This window comes from Nocardioides sp. BE266 (assembly GCF_031457855.1).
In the GTDB taxonomy this organism is placed as follows: domain Bacteria; phylum Actinomycetota; class Actinomycetes; order Propionibacteriales; family Nocardioidaceae; genus Nocardioides.
In genome coordinates this window covers 183448-198760 of record NZ_JAURTI010000003.1, presented here as the reverse complement: position 1 = coordinate 198760, position 15313 = coordinate 183448, and the positions used below count along the sequence as shown (strand labels likewise).

Sequence of the window (15313 nt, the reverse complement as noted above, 5' to 3'; positions counted from 1 at the left end):
CCGGTCAGTCCTCGTACGCGTCGTCGGTGTGGTCGACCGAGGAGTCGTCGGGCACGTCGTCGTCGATGTCGTCGGGGTCGGGCGCGTCGGCCGGCTTGTCCCAGCTCTCGGCGAGCTGCTGCGCACGGCCAGCCAGCTTCTCGACCTCGTCGGGGTCGGCGTCGGCGGCACCTGCCGCGAAGCCGAGGAGGTACGCCGTGATGGGCGCGGCCGTCCTCTGCACGTTGTCCGCGGCCACCTTCGCAAGGTCGAGGATCAGCGCCTCGTCGACCTCTGTCTCGACGTCGAGCACGTCGCTGAGCTCGTCGATCCAGTCGTGGAGGTTCACGAGGCCAATGTCTCGCAATCAACCCGCGCCCCGCAAGGAAAACGGGCCGGAACGGGGCGATCCGGGCGTGTCTAGCCGCTCAGGTCGCGGAGGTCCGACCACGTGTCGACGTCGACCGCCTCGTCCCCGGTTGCGGGCACGAGCGCGAGGTCGAGCGGTGCCAGCAGGCGGTGCAACGGCATGCCGTGCTGGCCCTCGAGGTCGGGTCGCACCGCCGCGAGCCGGGCCGCGTCGAGCACGCCGGCCAGCTGCCGTCGCCCCGACGCGTCGGCCAGGAAGGCGCCATCGTGCCCGGCGGAGGCCTCGCGCAGCCGCCGCATCGTGTACGACGTCGTGCGAGGCATGTCGACCGCGAGCACCCCGACCAGGCGGGGTCGTCGCAGCAGCGCGTCGACGCCGGTGAGGAGCCCCGCCACCGGCCCGCCGCGCGGCGGGTCCTCGCAGACGAAGGTGACGGGCCGCGCCGTGGGGACGGCCTCCGGTGCGACCACGACGACCTCGTCGGCGTCGAGGAACGCGTCGATCGCGAGCTCCAGCAAGGTCCGCCCACCGAGCTCGACGCTCGCCTTGTCGACCCCGTCCATCCGCGCGGCCGTGCCGCCCGCCAGGACGACGCCGCAGAAGCCGGCCGCGGTGAGGTCGAGGTCCATGGGGTTCATCCTCCCAGCCGGAGGATGTGTGCCTACGCTGGAGCCATGGGTGACCAGCTGCGCGTGCGTGTCCAGCAGTGGGCGAGCGGGCTCGACCCTGCCGACAACCGGGCGCGGCTGGCGGAGGGCGTGACGCCGGGCGCCGACCTGGTGGTCTTCCCCGAGGCCTTCGCCCGCGACTTCGGCCAGGCCGGCTCGGACGTCAGCCCCTTCGCCGAGCCGCTCGACGGGCCCTTCGCCCAGGAGGTCTCCCACGCCGCCGACGCCGCGTCGTGCACGGTCGTGGCCGGGATGTTCGAGGTCGCCGACGACCCCGAGCGCCCCTACAACACGCTCGTGGTGGGCGGTGGCGCGAAGGCGTCCTACCGCAAGATCCACCTCTACGACTCCTTCGGCTACAAGGAGTCCGAGCGGCTGACCGGTGGCGCACTGGAGCCGGTCGTGGTGGAGGTCGCGGGCTGGCAGGTCGGGCTGATGACCTGCTACGACCTGCGCTTCCCCGAGCTGGCCCGCCGGCTCGTCGACGCCGGCGCCGAGGTGGTCGTCGTACCTTCTGCGTGGCTGCCGGGCGACCGCAAGGTCGAGCACTGGCGCACGCTGCTCGCCGCGCGCGCGATCGAGAACACCTGCTTCGTGGTCGGGGCGGGCCAGCCCGAGCCGCGCTACGTCGGGCACTCGGCGGTCTTCGGGCCGCTGGGCCAGGAGCTCGCTGCGGCCGACGGTGCGGAGCAGACGCTGGAGGCCACCCTCGACCGGGCCGACCTCGTCGCGGCACGCCGCACCAACCCGTCCCTGGCCAACCGTCGGCTGTAACCTCGTCCGACGTGTCTTCCCCCACCTCCGGCTCCCGCGGGTCCTCCCGCGGCAAGCGCGTCGCCGAGCGGCCTCCGTCACGGTTCCGGCGCACCCGGAAGGTCGAGAAGCCGGTCGGGACCAAGGTCGAGGAGCCGGCGGCCCCGGCACCTGTCGAGACCGCGCCCGTGGCGGTCGAGGAGACCGTCCCGCCCGGCCCGGGCGGACCATCCAGGCGGGTCCTCGCGCTCTGGCTCGGGTTGCTCCTCGTGGGCACGCTCGCCCTCGGCTGGTCGGCAGTCGACGGCGTGCTGAGCCGCGGCAACGCGCTCAGCGACATCGTCCCCCTGCCGAGCTGGCTCGACGGCGCCGGCGCGGTGGCCGTCGTGACGTCCATGTCGTGGCTTCTCGCCACCCGCACGGCCGGACGGCCGCTGGTGTCGGCCGGGCTGGCCCTCGTGCTCGGCGTGACGAGCCTCGTCGTCGGCGGTCGCATCCTGCCGACCGGCGCTGCTGTCATGACGTGCGTGGTCGGCAGCGTGTACGCCGTGATGGCGACGGTGCCGGCAGTCACGTGGTGGAAGGCCGTGCGCGAGGTGCTCGTCGCGACCGTCGTGGCAGCAGTGACCTCGCTCGCGGCCGTGGGGTTCGAGCCCACCGTGGCCACCGAGCGCTTCGACATGGCCGCGCTCTTCCTCGCGCTCGCCCTCGCCTTCACGATCGTCTACCGCCTCGGTGCCGGCCTCCACGGCCTCGGCCGCCGCGGCATGATCGTCGTCGCGATCGGCCTCGCGCTGCTCTTCGTGACACTGGCGTACGCCGAGCTGCTGCGGCGCTACGGCGCGCAGACCTTCGTGTCGTCGGTGCTCGACTTCGTCGACACCACCTCCGAGCAGATCGGGGCGTTCCCGCGTCCGCTGGTCGTGCTGCTCGGGATCCCCGCGCTGGTCTGGGGCACGCACGTCCGCGCCCGCCGGCGTCAGGGCTGGTGGGTGTGCGCGTTCGGCGTCGCGGCCACGGTGCCGTTGGCGACGGGGCTGGTCGCGCCGGACAGCTCCTACCTCGAGGCGGGGCTGCGGGCGGCGTACTCCCTCGTGCTCGGACTGCTGATCGGCTACCTCATCATCCGGGCCGACCTGGCCCTCACCGGGCCCAAGGGCCGTCGCGGGCGACGCGCCGAGGAGGCCGGTCCGCACCGGCCCGAGCCGTCGCGCTTCGCCGAGCTGTGAGGTCGACTCGGCGCCCCTGATCGGTGGCTACGCCCGGGTAACCGCTAGCGTCGGGCGCATGGCCCGCAGCAAGTCGCTCGAGATCGTGTCCGAGCTGGTCGCCAACGTGCTGACCATCGAGGTCGCCGAGGGCGACCACGTCGAGGCCGGCGACACCGTCGTGCTCCTGGAGTCGATGAAGATGGAGATCCCGATGCTGGCCGAGCGCGCCGGCACCGTCTCCGCGGTCAAGGTCACCGTGGGCGACGTCGTCCAGGACGGCGACGTCCTCGTCGTCCTCGACTGAGCATCCTCGTCACCTAGCGCGGACGTGAGTCCGGGGCCCAGCGCCTCGGCACCGTGGCATTGGACCCGACGGCGCGACGGAGCGACGGCGCGTCGAGCCCGGCGGGCTTCTCGTCCGTGAACAGCCACGCGTCGAAGAGTCCCTCGAGGTCCTCGCCCGACACCCGCTCGGCGAGCTTCACGAACATCGGCGTCGTGACGTTGCCGCGGGAGTTGAGCTGCGTCCAGAGCCGCAGGGTCCGGAAGAAGGCCCGGTCGCCGATCTCCCGCCGCAGGGCGTGAAGGGTGCCGGCGCCGCGGAAGTAGACCGCGTCGTCGAAGAGCGCGTCCGGCCCCGGATCGCCGATGGTGAGGCTCCAGAACGGGTCGTCTGCGGGGATCGAGGCGAGGAAGCCGAAGATGTCGTCGGCCGTGTCGCCGCCCTGTGCCTCGCTCCAGAGCCACTCGGTGTAGGACGCGAAGCCCTCGTTGAGCCAGACGTGCTGCCACGTGTCGACCGCGACGTCGTCGCCGACCCACTGGTGGGCGAGCTCGTGGACGACCACCCCCTCGGTGCCCCCGGTGCGGTTCTGGAAGAAGCCCTTGGCATAGATCGGCCTGGTCTGGTTCTCCAGGGCGAACCCGATCCGGTCGGTGTCGTCGACGATCCCGCCGACCGCGGAGAACGGGTAGCGACCGAAGAGGCCCTCGAGGAAGTCGACGATCTCCGGCTGGCGGGCGAGCGAGCCCCGGGCGACGTCCGCGACGGTGGGCGGCGCGTCGGAGGCGCCCCCCGCGATCCAGTCGTTCTCGTTGGGGGCGCTGCCCGCAGGAGCGCCCGGGGTGGTCCAGCCGTCGAGCGGGTCGGCGTCCGCCTCGAACGACGTCGAGCCGCCCGGCCACGTCACGTCGTCGACGTACACGCCGGAGAGCTGGAAGAAGTCGTCGCTCGCGTAGGAGAGGGAGACCTCGACCTGCTGGCCGGCGTACGGCGTCAGGTCGACCGCCCAGCGCTCGTAGCCGTCGCTCCCCCCGCTCGCCGCCCACCACTCGCCGGTCGCCGTGCCCGGCGTGCACGTGCCGTCGCCGTTGTCGGTCTGGTAGCTGCCGAGGAACGGGTGCAGCTGGAGCCAGAACGGGCACGCGAAGCCGGTGGCGTCGGACGTGTGGCCCGCGAGGTCGGGAAGCGTCGTCCACTCGTCGGAGCCCACCGCGTGCGCCTCGACGAAGAAGTAGTCCCAGTCCGGCTCGGTGTCGCGGGTGACCCAGAACGACAGCTGACCGCCGCCGGCCGGGACGTCGATGGTGCGGGCCAGCCGCTTGTAGGAGGTGTCGGCGACCTGGGACAGGGCGTACCCGGTGCCGGTCCGCGGCTGCGGGGAGGTGTCGAGGTCGGGGTCGAGGGCGTCCCAGTAGCGCCGCCCGTCCGCGCGGTAGGCGTCGATGTCCCACTCCCCGACCGACGCGGTCGCCAGGTAGGGGGCCATCGGCTCCTCGACGCTCCAGCGCCACGTGGTCCAGCCCCGTCGCGTCGACGTCCCGCGCAGCACGCCGTTCGACATCGCCTCCAGCCCGGCGGGCGCGGTGACGTCGATGTCGAAGGTGGCCTTGTCGCGCGGGTGGTCGTTGACGGGGAACCAGGTCGCGGCGACCTCGGGCTCGCCGATGACCAGCGAGCCGTCATCGGTGTGGAAGAACCCGCTCTCGCCGAGGGTCGGGGACGAGAGCGTCACCGGCACGCCGTCGTACTCGATGGCGCTGGTGAACGTGTGGTGGCGTCGCAGGGGCTTGCGCGGGACCACGGTGAGCTCGTCGCCGGTGCGGGTCCAGCTCGCCGCGCGGCCGTCGACCAGCACCCGGCGCACGGTCAGTCCGGACAGGTCGAGGTTGAAGCTCGAGAGGTCCTGGGTCGCGCGTGCGCGCATCGTCGTCACGCCGACGAGCACGTCGGTGGCGGGGTCGTAGCGCACGTCGAGGTCGTAGTGCCGCACGTCGTACCCGCCGTTGCCGTAGAGGGGGTAGTACGGGTCACCGATGCCGGCGGCGCCGGGCGTGCCCGGGGAGTGTCCGTGGTCGCCCGGATGGGCGGCGGCCGGGGCGAGCGATGCCAGGGCGAGGGCGAGGGCAGCAACAAGGGTCCGAGTCATGACAGCCTCCTGGTCCTTCGACGGTAGACCGGTTCTTCACTGTGGGAGCGATGGTCTGGACCGGCGGTCTGCACCGGCGATGGCCCTAGGCTCCTGCCATGACTCCCGCGCGCGCCCGGAGCGTGCACCTCGTGGTGGCCGCGGTGGCGTGGTTCGCGTTGGTGTTCCAGCTGGTGCTGGTGTTCACCGGCGAGGCGGTGCTGGTCGAGACCGATCCGCCGGGGCTGGCGGCCCGGATCTACCGCTACTTCGCCTACTTCACGATCCAGAGCAACATCCTCGTCGCCGTCACCTCGACGATGTTGGCGCGCGAGCCGGCGCGTGACGGCACGCGTTTCCGGGTGGCCCGCCTGGCCGCGCTCGTCGGGATCACCGTGACCGGGTTGGTCCACTTCTTCCTGCTGCGTCCGCTGCTCGACCTCGAGGGCAGCAACTGGGTCGTCGACAAGCTGCTGCACATGGTCGTGCCGGCCCTGGCCGTCGTGGCGTGGGCGCTGGTCGGGCCTCGCCCGCGCGCCGACCTGCGCGTGGCGGCGTACGCACTCGTGTGGCCGATCGTGTGGACGATCTGGACGCTGGTGGTCGGGCAGGTCGACGGCTGGGTGCCGTACCCGTTCCTCGACCCCGCCGAGGACGGCTGGGGAGCGGTCGGGATCGCCTGCGCCGGGATCACGATTCTCTTCCTCCTGCTCTTCGCGCTCTACACGTGGCTCGACGCGAAGCTGCGCCCGGCGCCTCGCTAGTGTCGAAACCATGGAATTCCGATACCTCGGCAACAGCGGACTGAAGATCTCCGAGATCACCTACGGCAACTGGCTCACCCACGGCTCGCAGGTCGAGAACGACGTCGCGTCCCAGTGCGTGCGCGCCGCCCTCGACGCGGGCATCTCGACGTTCGACACGGCTGACGTGTACGCCAACACCGCGGCGGAGACCGTGCTCGGCGAGGCGCTGAAGGGCGAGCGGCGCGAGTCGCTGGAGATCTTCACGAAGGTCTACTGGCCCACCGGCCCCAAGGGCAAGAACGACACCGGCCTGTCCCGCAAGCACATCATGGAGTCGATCAACGGCTCGCTCGAGCGGCTGCAGACCGACTACGTCGACCTCTACCAGGCCCACCGCTACGACGTGGAGACCCCGCTCGAGGAGACGATGCAGGCCTTCGCCGACGTCGTACGCCAGGGCAAGGCGCTCTACATCGGCGTGAGCGAGTGGACCGCCGACCAGCTCCGTGCCGGCGTGGAGCTGTCGAAGGAGCTCGGCTTCCAGCTGATCTCCAGCCAGCCGCAGTACTCCATGCTGTGGCGCGTCATCGAGGACGAGGTCGTGCCCGCGTCGCGTGAGCTCGGCGTCTCGCAGATCGTGTGGAGCCCGATCGCCCAGGGCGTGCTCACCGGCAAGTACAAGCCCGGTGCCGAGCCGCCGGCCGGCTCGCGCGCCACCGATGCCAAGGGCGGCGCCGACATGATCTCGCGCTGGATGCGCGACGACGTGCTCACCGCGGTGCAGGACCTCGAGCCGATCGCCGCCGACTGCGGCCTGACGATGGCCCAGCTCGCGGTCGCGTGGGTGCTGCAGAACGACAACGTCGCCGCCGCGCTCGTCGGCGCCTCGCGCCCCGAGCAGGTCGCCGACAACGTCAAGGCCGCCGGCGTGAAGCTCGACGCCGACGTGATGAAGCGCATCGACGACGCCATCGGCTCCGTCGTGATCCGCGACCCGAAGCTCACGCAGGTCCCGGAGGGCCGCGTCGTCTGACGCAGCACCCTCTGCTTCATCCCTGATCGCTGGGCAGCGCACAGCAGTCGCACAGGAGGGCGGCCGAGGCTCGAGGACACCTCATCCCGAAGGAGTCCTCGATGCCTCGTCCGTCCCTCTCGCGCCGCCTGACCTCCGGCACCGCGGCGTTCGCCCTCGCCACCACGGCGGTCCTGGTCCCGGTCGCTGCCGCCTCTGCCGCGCCCGCGATCGTCCGCACCGACGCCGGCTGGAGCCCGTACGGCGGCCAGTACCCGGCCTACCCGTCGTACCCCTCCTCTCCCGGCAGCGCGACGGCGACGACCACCGCCGGGCTCGACGTCACCGCCGCCACGGAGTCCCAGTCCAGCGGGCTGGTGCTCGTGTCGTCCACGATCGGCTACGGGACCGGCACCGCGGCCGGGACGGGCATGGTGCTGGAGTCCGACGGCCTGGTGGTCACCAACCACCACGTCGTCGAGGGCGCGACCAGCGTCGAGGTCACCGTCGCGACGACCGGGGAGACGTACGACGCGACGGTGGTCGGCACCGACTCCCGGCGCGACGTCGCGGTCCTGCAGCTGGAGGACGCCTCGGGCCTGACCACCGTGACCACCTCCACCGATGGACTGTCGACCGGTGACGCGATCACCGCAGTCGGCGACGCGGGCGGTGACGGCGGCGACCTCACCGCGGCTGCGGGCACGGTCACCGACCTGCGCGACTCGATCACCGTCTCCGACGAGGCCGGCGGCTCCAGCGACCTGCGCAACCTGATCCAGATCGACGCCGACATCATCGGCGGCGACTCCGGCGGCGCCCTCCTCGACAGCGACGGCGACGTGGTCGGCATGAACGTCGCCGCGTCCAGCGGCACCGCCGAGATCACCGGCTACGTCATCCCGATCGCCCGCGTGCTGCGCGTCGTCGACCGGATCGTCGCCGGCGACGAGGGCGGCAGCATCGTCCTCGGGGTCGGTGGTCGGCTCGGCGTCGGGACCTCGATCGCCGCCGGCGGCGCGACCGTCGCCGAGGTCGCGGATGGCACCCCCGCCGCCTCGCTCGGCCTCGAGGTCGGCGACGTGATCACCGCCGTCGACGGCACGGCCGTCTCCTCGTCGTCGCAGCTCTCGGAGCTCATCGGCGGCCACGACGCCGGGGACCGGGTGACGATCACCTGGACCGACTCCACCGGCGCGACCCGGTCAGGAACGGTCACGCTGGCGGTTGGGGCCGTGCGGTAGCCGCCACACGTGTCCGACTTCTCGACCTCCGAACCTCCGTCCGAGGGCGACTTCTCGGACACGTGTGGTCCGGGGTCAGGCCTCGAGCCCTGTGTGCGTGGCGACCCACGCCTCGGCCGCCTCGAGCGTCTGCCGTCCGTCGCCCGCCGAGACGTCGTACGGAGTCCAGGTGTGCGGTGCGGGCACATCCGCGATCTCGCGCAGCCGGCGGTCGATGTCGACGTGGGACTCGGGTGACGGTACGTCGGAGATGCCCGTCCTGCCTGCAATGCGGGCGAGGACGGTCTCGGGCTCGCTCACGAGCGCGAGGAAGTGGACGACCTCGTCGGTCGTCGCCGCGAGCACCTGGTCGGGTAGGCAGACGCACGGCACCACGGGGACCAACCCGTTGGCGCGCACCTCACGACAGATCCTCAGTACGTAGCGCCAGAACCCGACGTAATCCCGCCGCCCGTCGGCCGTCGCTGCCGCACCCCGCCCGAGGACATCGCCGTCGAGGACGAGAAGTCCGGCCCAGCCAATGAGCTGGTCGCCGATCGTCGACTTCCCGGTCGCCGCGGCGCCCGTGACGACCAGCACCGACCGTGGCTCGCGCACGCAGTGACCGTAGACCACCGCACGTGCGGCGTATGTCGCCCTCGCGTCGTCTGGACGGGGGCCACAACCGCCACACGTGTCCGCGTTCTCGCCCTCCGAACGTCGGTCCGAGGGCGACTTCCCGGACACGTGTCAGGTGGTCGTCACCCGGGTGACCCGGTAGCGGACGAAGGCGGGGACGGCGAGGGCGGCGAGCACCGTGAAGACGACGATCAGCACCCCGCCGCCGGCAGCGGCGACGGCAGCACCGGTGGCCGCCGCGGTCGCGCCGTGGGCGACGTCGGCGACGCGCGGGCCGCCGGCGACGACCACGATGAAGATGCCCTGGAGGCGGCCCCGGACCGAGTCGTCGGCCGCGGCCTGCAGCATCGACGTACGGAAGGCGGCGGAGGCCATGTCGGCGGCGCCGCCGATCGCGAGCATGAGCACGGCGACGCCGAGCATCACCGCGGGGGCGTACGACGCCAGCATCGCCGCGACGCCGAAGCCGACCATCGCCAGGCCCCAGACCAGGATCGCGACGATCACCGCGCGGCCCTGGTGCTCGACGCGGGAGACCCAGCCGGACAGCACGCCGCCGATGACGGCACCCGCAGGGATCGCGGCGAAGAGCAGGGCGAAGGCCAGGCCGCCCTCGCTCGGGCCGCCGAAGTCGACGTCGGCCATCTCCGGGAACAGGGCGCGCGGCATGCCGAAGACCATCGCGATGATGTCGACGACGAACGACATCATCAGCACCGGCTGGGTCCGGAGGTAGCGGAAGCCGTCGACGACCGCGCCGATGCCCGGCGTCACCGTCGCGCCGATCACCGGCAGCGCGGGCAGCCCGACGACCGCGCCGAGGGTGGCGAAGAGCGTGATCGTGTCGACGAGGTAGAGCCACGAGAAGCCGATCAGCGGGATCAGCGCGCCGCCGACGAGCGGCCCGGCGATGCCGCCGGCCTGCATGACGGTCATGTTCAGAGAGTTCGCCGCCGGCAGCAGCTCGTCGGGGAGCAGGCGGGGCAGCAGTGCTGACCGCGTCGGCTGGTTCACCGCGAAGAACGCCTGCTGGACGGCGAACAGCCCGAGCAGCAGCCACACGTCCTCGGCGCCGAAGGCGGCCTGCAGCCAGAACCCGGCACTCGTGAGGATCAGCCCGGTGGTGGTGATCATGAGCAACGTACGACGGTCGAAGACGTCGGCGAGGGCACCGCCCCACAGCCCGAAGACCACGAGCGGCACGAGGCCGAAGACGCCGGTCAGGCCGACGTACGCCGACGAGCCGGTGATCGCGTAGATCTGCGCCGGCACCGCGACGACTGTCAGCTGTGCGCCGATGACGGTGACGATGTTGGCCAGCCACAGCCGCTTGAAGTGCGGGTTGGCGAGGGGGCGGGTGTCCGCCAGCAGTCGCCTCTCCACCTCGGCAGGCTAGGTGACCGACGGCACGCCTTCGTCACCGGTCCGCCGACAGGTTCTCAGACGTTCTCGGGGCGGAACAGCTCGCTCACCAGCGAGACCACGTCGGCGATCGAGTCGACCACCAGGCTGGGGCGGTAGGGGAAGTTCTCGACCTCGTGGCGCTCGGTGGCACCCGTCGCGACGAGGATCGTGCGGAGGCCCGCCTCGAGGCCGCTGATGATGTCGGTGTCCATCCGGTCGCCGATCATCACGGTGGTCTCGGAGTGGGCCTCCAGCCGGTTGAGCGCGCTGCGCATCATCAGCGGGTTGGGCTTGCCGATGAAGTACGGCTGGCGGCCGGTCGCGGTGCTGATCAACGCGGCCACCGACCCGGTCGCCGGCAGCATCCCCTGGCTGCTCGGCCCGCTCGGGTCGGGGTTGGTCGCGATGAAGCGAGCGCCGCCGTTGACGAGGCGGATCGCCTTCGTGATCGCCTCGAACGAGTAGGTGCGCGTCTCCCCGAGCACGACGTAGTCGGGGTCCTGGTCGGTCATCACGTAGCCGACGTCGTGCACGGCCTGGGTCAGCCCCGACTCCCCGACGACGTACGCCGACCCGCCCGGGCGCTGCTCGTCGAGGAACTGCGCGGTGGCGAGGGCCGACGTCCAGATCCGGTCCTCCGGCACGTCGATGCCGCTGCTGCGCAGCAGCCGGACCCGCAGGTCGCGCGGGGTGAAGATCGAGTTGTTCGTGAGGACGAGGAACGGGATGTCCTGGTCGCGGAGCGCGGCGATGAACTCCTTCGCGCCCGGGATCGGGTCCTCCTCGCGGACGAGCACGCCGTCCATGTCGGTGAGCCAGGTGAGTACGGGGCGGCGGTCGGTCACAGGGACATTGTGACGGTCGTAGGCTCGGCGCGTGGACCAGGAGACTCCGGCGACACGCGCGCTGGCCGCGTCGGGGATCGCGCACACCGTCACCCGGCACGGCCGCGTCGGCTCTCTCGCCGAGGCCGCGGCCGCACGAGGCGTCGACCCGTCGGCGATCGTGAAGACGATGGTCGTGCGCCGCGGCGAGGGCGACCACCTCCTGGTGCTGGTGCCCGGCGACCGCCAGATCTCCTGGCCCAAGCTGCGCGCGCTCCTCGGGGTCAACCGGATCTCGATGCCCGACGCCGACACGGCGCGCGAGGTCACCGGCTACGAGCGCGGCACCATCACGCCGTTCGGTGCGCAGGGCGACCTGCCGGTCATCGCCGACGAGCGCCTCGTCGGGCAGACGATCTCCCTCGGCGCAGGCGGTCACGGCGTCGCCGCGACCCTGGCGGCCGACGACGTGGTCGCCCACTTCGGCGCGCGGGTCGCGGACGTCACCGACCCCGCCTGATCGTCGTACCCCTCGCCTGGTGGTCCTCCGCCGAGGGTGGCGGCGGACGACATCGATCCGGGCTTCGGGGATGTCGTGCGCCGCCACCCTGGGGCCGACACGCCCGGGATACGCGTTGAGTCTCTGGGCGACTCAAGGGCCAGTGCGAGTGGTCGAAGATCACACCCGCCAGGGATTGGATCGTTCCAAAGATTTCGGCAGACTGGTCGTACCGACGCACATCCGAGGAGAACAGCATGCGTCTGATCGACGAGCTCAACGAGCTCCACGCCCACTACGCCCGCATGATCGAGGCCGCGATCGCCGGCGACGACGTCGCCCAGGCCGAGGCCTACGCGCAGGCCTACGAGGACGAGGCCGTCCAGCTGATGGCCGAGCGCGAGGGCCTGACCCACCTGCTGCCGCTGCCCCGCTTCGGCACGCAGGAGAGCGCGCTCCGCTCGCGCGTACGCCGCTTCGGCCGCACCCGCGCCGCCTGACTCATCGCGTAGACGCGCGGGCACCAGGTCCGTCGTACGTCCGGCCGGTCGTGGGTCCGTCCGGACGCGCCGGACCAGTGCCCGCGCGTCTACGGCGATGATGGGCCCGTGCTGCTGCATCTCGGCCCGCTCGGTGACGACGAGGCCTTCGAGCTCTCGATCGCCCACGCGCTGCTGAGGCGCGCCGGCGCGGGCGAGCTCGATGAGGCGTTGCGCGTCTACCGACCGGCCGGTCCCGCCGTCGTCTTCGGGCGTCGCGACACCCGCCTCCCGGGCTACCCGGCCGCCGTCGCGGCGGCGCACGAGGCCGGCTTCGGGACGGCCGTCCGAGCCGTCGGCGGGAGGGCCGTGGCGTACACCCGCGAGGCGGTCGTCGTCGACCACGTCCGTGCCGAGGCACAGTCCCCGGCCTCCATGGACCGCCGCTTCGAGGACTTCGGCCGGCGCTTCGCCGCGCTGTTCGGCGACCTCGGCATCGACGCCCGGGTCGGACCCGTGCCCGGCGAGTACTGCCCCGGCGCGCACAGCGTCAACGCCCGCGATGAGGTCAAGCTCGTGGGTACGGCGCAGCGCGTGCTGCCGCGGGCGTGGCTGTTCAGCTCGCTGGTGAACGTCGGCGATCGCGACCGCGTCAGCGCGGTCCTCGCCGACGTCTACGGCGCCCTCGACCTGCCGTTCGACCCCGCGTCGGTCGGCACGCTCCAGTCCGAGGCCGGGACCGGGGCCGACGAGGTCCTCGCTGCCGTCCTGCGTGCCTGGGACGCCGACCCGCAGCAGGCCGTCGAGGTCGACCGGGACACCCTCGACCGAGCCGCGCTGCTCGAGCCCGACCACCGCACGCCCGCGGTGCCGAAATGACGATCAGGCCGGCCCGCGAGGGACCGGCCTGATCGGCTGGCGGTGACGGAGGGATTTGAACCCTCGGTGGACTTGCGCCCACAAACGCTTTCGAGGCGTTCTCCTTAGGCCGCTCGGACACGTCACCGCGGGGAACGTTACCGGAGGGGGTCCGCGAGTCGGAAACCGGCGACGTCGGTCCACGAACCTGGCCGGGGCCGTGGCGAGCGAGCGCGTACGACGGTAACTTTCGGCGCACGCCTGTGCTCGCGCTCCGGTGCGTGCGGGAAGGAGAGCGGTGACTGCCGTCCGACGTGCCCGAGACCTCGCCCGTGCCGCGCTGCCCCGGAGCGTCGGGGAGCGATTGCCGGCTGCGCCGCCGCCGGAGGTCACCGAGCTCCTGCACGACAAGCGCTTCCAGCGCGCCGTCGCCGAGCAGGCCGAGGAGCAGGGCCGCCCGGAGGCGGAGGTCTGGGAGGAGGTCAAGGGCTACCTCCACGAGATGTCCGCGGCCCACGACGACCGCGCCTCGCAGGGCTGGACCCGGATGGGCGAGTGGTTCCTCAGGGCGTACGACGTCCTGGTGGACGAGGACGAGATGCAGAAGCTGCGGCGGGTCGACCGCGATCACAGCCTGGCCCTCGCGTTCAGCCATCGGTCCTACCTCGACGGCATGGTCATCCCCAACGCCCTGTCGGCGCGGCGCTTCTCGCCGACGTACACCTTCGGCGGCGCCAACCTGAACCTCCCGGTGATCGGCTCGGTGGCCAGCCGCACCGGCCTGATCTTCATCCGGCGGGCGACGCAGGAGATCCCGGTCTACCGGCTGGCGCTGCGCTCCTACATCCGCCAGATGGTGACCAACAAGCGCAACCTCGCCTGGTCGATCGAGGGCGGCCGCACCCGCACCGGCAAGCTCCGGCCGCCGGTCCACGGCATCCTGAAGTACCTCACCGACACAGTCGAAGGAGCCGACGCCCCCGACGTACAGGTCGTGCCCATGTCGGTCGTCTACGACCAGCTCCACGAGGTCTCACTGATGACCCAGGAGGCCCGCGGCGCCAGCAAGACGCCGGAGGACTGGCGCTGGCTGGTGCGCTTCGCGCGCCTCCAGCGCAACCGCCTCGGCCGCGCCTACCTGACCGTCGGCGAGCCGTTCTCGCTGCGGGAGCGGATGGCGGAGCTCGCCGCCGAGGGCGTCACCGGCCACCAGGCCGTCGAGCGGGTCGCGCTCGACATCTCCCACCGCCTCAACCGGGCCACGCCCGTGACGGTGACCGCCATCGTGAGCCTCGCGCTGCTCGGCGCCGACCGCGCGATGACGATGGACGAGGTGCTCGAGACCGTCGAGCCGCTCGCCACCTACATCGAGTCCCGCGACTGGCCCGTCGCCGGGGCCGCCGACCTGCGCGACCGCTCGACGATCCGGCGGGCGCTGTCCGAGCTGGCCCGCAGCGGCGTGCTGACGTCGTACGACGGCGGGACGGAGCCGGTCTGGAAGATCGGGGACGACCAGCACCTGGTCGCCGCGTTCTACCGCAACACGGTCATCCACATCCTCGTCGAGCGCGCGATCGGCGAGCTCGCGCTGCTGACGGTGAGCGAGCTCGAGCCCGGCGCGGAGCTGCCGCCCGGCGGCGAGCTGCAGGTGGGCTGGGAGGAGGCCAAGCGGATGCGCGACCTCCTCAAGTTCGAGTTCTTCTTCCCGGGCCGGGCCGGCTTCGAGGACGACCTGCGCACCGAGCTCCAGCTGCTCGTCGGCGAGGACGTCACGGGACTCACCCCCGGCCGGGCGCGCGAGCTGCTGGTGACGGCGCGGCCACACCTGTCCCACCTCGTGCTGCGGCCGTTCCTGGAGGCCTACCTCGTGCTGGCCGACCGGCTCGCCGACCGTGGCGATGCCGAGGTCGACGAGGACGACCTGCTCGCCGACTCGCTCGCGGTCGGGCGGCAGTGGGCGCTGCAGCGCCGGGTCGCGAGCGAGGAGTCGATCTCGCTCGAGCTCTTCCGCACCGCGCTGGCGCTCGCTCGCCACCGCGGACTGATGGACGGCGGCGACGGCGTGGGCACGGCCCGCGAGGCGTTCGCCGCCGAGCTGCGCGACTCCGTGCGGCGGGTCAACATCATCGGCGAGATCGCCGGCGAGCTGGCGCCGTCGGTGCCCGAGCCGCGCCACACCCAGGAGAGCAGATGAACACCCCACGACGTTCTTCTCCTCCGCTGCGCTCCCCCGAACAACG

At 72.1% G+C, this 15313-nt stretch carries 16 protein-coding genes and 1 tRNA gene; 10 read left to right on the top strand and 7 right to left on the bottom strand.

Going from position 1 to position 15313, the window contains the following annotated elements:
• Positions 1-4: 4 nt before the first annotated feature.
• Entirely contained in the window at positions 5-328 is a 324-nt protein-coding gene (locus J2X46_RS09535) for a DUF6457 domain-containing protein (protein ID WP_310249571.1), read from the bottom strand.
• A gap of 71 nt (positions 329-399) precedes the next feature.
• Positions 400-978 (bottom strand): NTP transferase domain-containing protein, encoded by a 579-nt coding sequence (locus tag J2X46_RS09530; RefSeq protein ID WP_310249569.1) that lies wholly within the window; start codon positions 976-978, stop codon positions 400-402.
• A gap of 45 nt (positions 979-1023) precedes the next feature.
• On the opposite strand from J2X46_RS09530, the gene J2X46_RS09525 reads away from it, so the two are divergent.
• The 3 genes from J2X46_RS09525 to J2X46_RS09515 are packed head-to-tail and all read left to right on the top strand — an operon-like array spanning position 1024 to position 3285.
• Positions 1024-1791, top strand: a complete 768-nt coding sequence (locus J2X46_RS09525; RefSeq protein WP_310249568.1) for a carbon-nitrogen hydrolase family protein — start codon at positions 1024-1026, stop codon at positions 1789-1791.
• An 11-nt stretch (positions 1792-1802) separates the two neighbouring features.
• On the top strand, positions 1803-2999 hold the full coding sequence (locus J2X46_RS09520) for a hypothetical protein (RefSeq protein WP_310249567.1): 1197 nt from the start codon (positions 1803-1805) through the stop codon (positions 2997-2999).
• Between the two features lie 58 nt (positions 3000-3057).
• Positions 3058-3285: a biotin/lipoyl-binding carrier protein gene (locus J2X46_RS09515; RefSeq protein WP_310249565.1), complete on the top strand. Its 228-nt coding sequence runs from the start codon at positions 3058-3060 to the stop codon at positions 3283-3285.
• A 13-nt stretch (positions 3286-3298) separates the two neighbouring features.
• On the opposite strand, the gene J2X46_RS09510 is transcribed toward J2X46_RS09515, so the two are convergent.
• Positions 3299-5410, bottom strand: a complete 2112-nt coding sequence (locus J2X46_RS09510) for a M1 family aminopeptidase (RefSeq protein WP_310249563.1) — start codon at positions 5408-5410, stop codon at positions 3299-3301.
• Positions 5411-5508: 98 nt separating this feature from the next.
• Between J2X46_RS09510 and J2X46_RS09505 the strand changes: the two genes are divergently transcribed.
• The 3 genes from J2X46_RS09505 (at position 5509) to J2X46_RS09495 (ending at position 8391) form a co-directional block, all read left to right on the top strand.
• Positions 5509-6153 carry a Pr6Pr family membrane protein gene (locus J2X46_RS09505; protein WP_310249561.1) on the top strand — a complete coding sequence of 215 codons (645 nt, stop codon included), beginning with the start codon at positions 5509-5511 and terminating at the stop codon, positions 6151-6153.
• Between the two features lie 10 nt (positions 6154-6163).
• Positions 6164-7168, top strand: coding sequence for an aldo/keto reductase family protein (locus J2X46_RS09500; protein WP_310249560.1), 1005 nt, complete (start codon positions 6164-6166; stop codon positions 7166-7168).
• Between the two features lie 101 nt (positions 7169-7269).
• The gene (locus tag J2X46_RS09495) at positions 7270-8391 is read left to right on the top strand and encodes a trypsin-like peptidase domain-containing protein (protein WP_310249558.1); all 1122 of its coding nucleotides are present in this window, start codon (positions 7270-7272) and stop codon (positions 8389-8391) included.
• A gap of 75 nt (positions 8392-8466) precedes the next feature.
• On the opposite strand, the gene J2X46_RS09490 is transcribed toward J2X46_RS09495, so the two are convergent.
• The 3 genes from J2X46_RS09490 to J2X46_RS09480 all read right to left on the bottom strand — a co-directional run bounded on the left by J2X46_RS09490 (position 8467) and on the right by J2X46_RS09480 (position 11219).
• Positions 8467-8988, bottom strand: coding sequence for a hypothetical protein (locus tag J2X46_RS09490; RefSeq protein WP_310249556.1), 522 nt, complete (start codon positions 8986-8988; stop codon positions 8467-8469).
• Positions 8989-9120: 132 nt separating this feature from the next.
• Positions 9121-10392, bottom strand: coding sequence for an MFS transporter (locus J2X46_RS09485; protein WP_310249554.1), 1272 nt, complete (start codon positions 10390-10392; stop codon positions 9121-9123).
• A gap of 56 nt (positions 10393-10448) precedes the next feature.
• Positions 10449-11219 carry an HAD-IIA family hydrolase gene (locus J2X46_RS09480; protein WP_310250699.1) on the bottom strand — a complete coding sequence of 257 codons (771 nt, stop codon included), beginning with the start codon at positions 11217-11219 and terminating at the stop codon, positions 10449-10451.
• 70 nt (positions 11220-11289) lie between these two features.
• Here J2X46_RS09480 and J2X46_RS09475 point away from each other — a divergent pair, with 70 nt between their 5' ends.
• The 3 genes from J2X46_RS09475 to J2X46_RS09465 all read left to right on the top strand — a co-directional run bounded on the left by J2X46_RS09475 (position 11290) and on the right by J2X46_RS09465 (position 13094).
• A complete protein-coding gene (locus J2X46_RS09475; RefSeq protein ID WP_310249552.1) occupies positions 11290-11757 on the top strand; it encodes a YbaK/EbsC family protein in 468 nt (155 codons plus the stop codon).
• Between the two features lie 236 nt (positions 11758-11993).
• Complete coding sequence (locus J2X46_RS09470) at positions 11994-12236, top strand: hypothetical protein (protein WP_310249550.1); 243 nt, start codon at positions 11994-11996, stop codon at positions 12234-12236.
• 108 nt (positions 12237-12344) lie between these two features.
• Positions 12345-13094 (top strand): lipoyl protein ligase domain-containing protein, encoded by a 750-nt coding sequence (locus J2X46_RS09465; protein WP_310249548.1) that lies wholly within the window; start codon positions 12345-12347, stop codon positions 13092-13094.
• A gap of 37 nt (positions 13095-13131) precedes the next feature.
• Here J2X46_RS09465 and J2X46_RS09460 read toward each other — a convergent pair.
• Positions 13132-13221, bottom strand: a tRNA-Ser gene (locus J2X46_RS09460).
• Positions 13222-13371: 150 nt separating this feature from the next.
• On the opposite strand from J2X46_RS09460, the gene J2X46_RS09455 reads away from it, so the two are divergent.
• The gene (locus tag J2X46_RS09455) at positions 13372-15267 is read left to right on the top strand and encodes a lysophospholipid acyltransferase (RefSeq protein WP_310249546.1); all 1896 of its coding nucleotides are present in this window, start codon (positions 13372-13374) and stop codon (positions 15265-15267) included.
• The last annotated feature ends 46 nt before the right edge of the window (positions 15268-15313 follow it).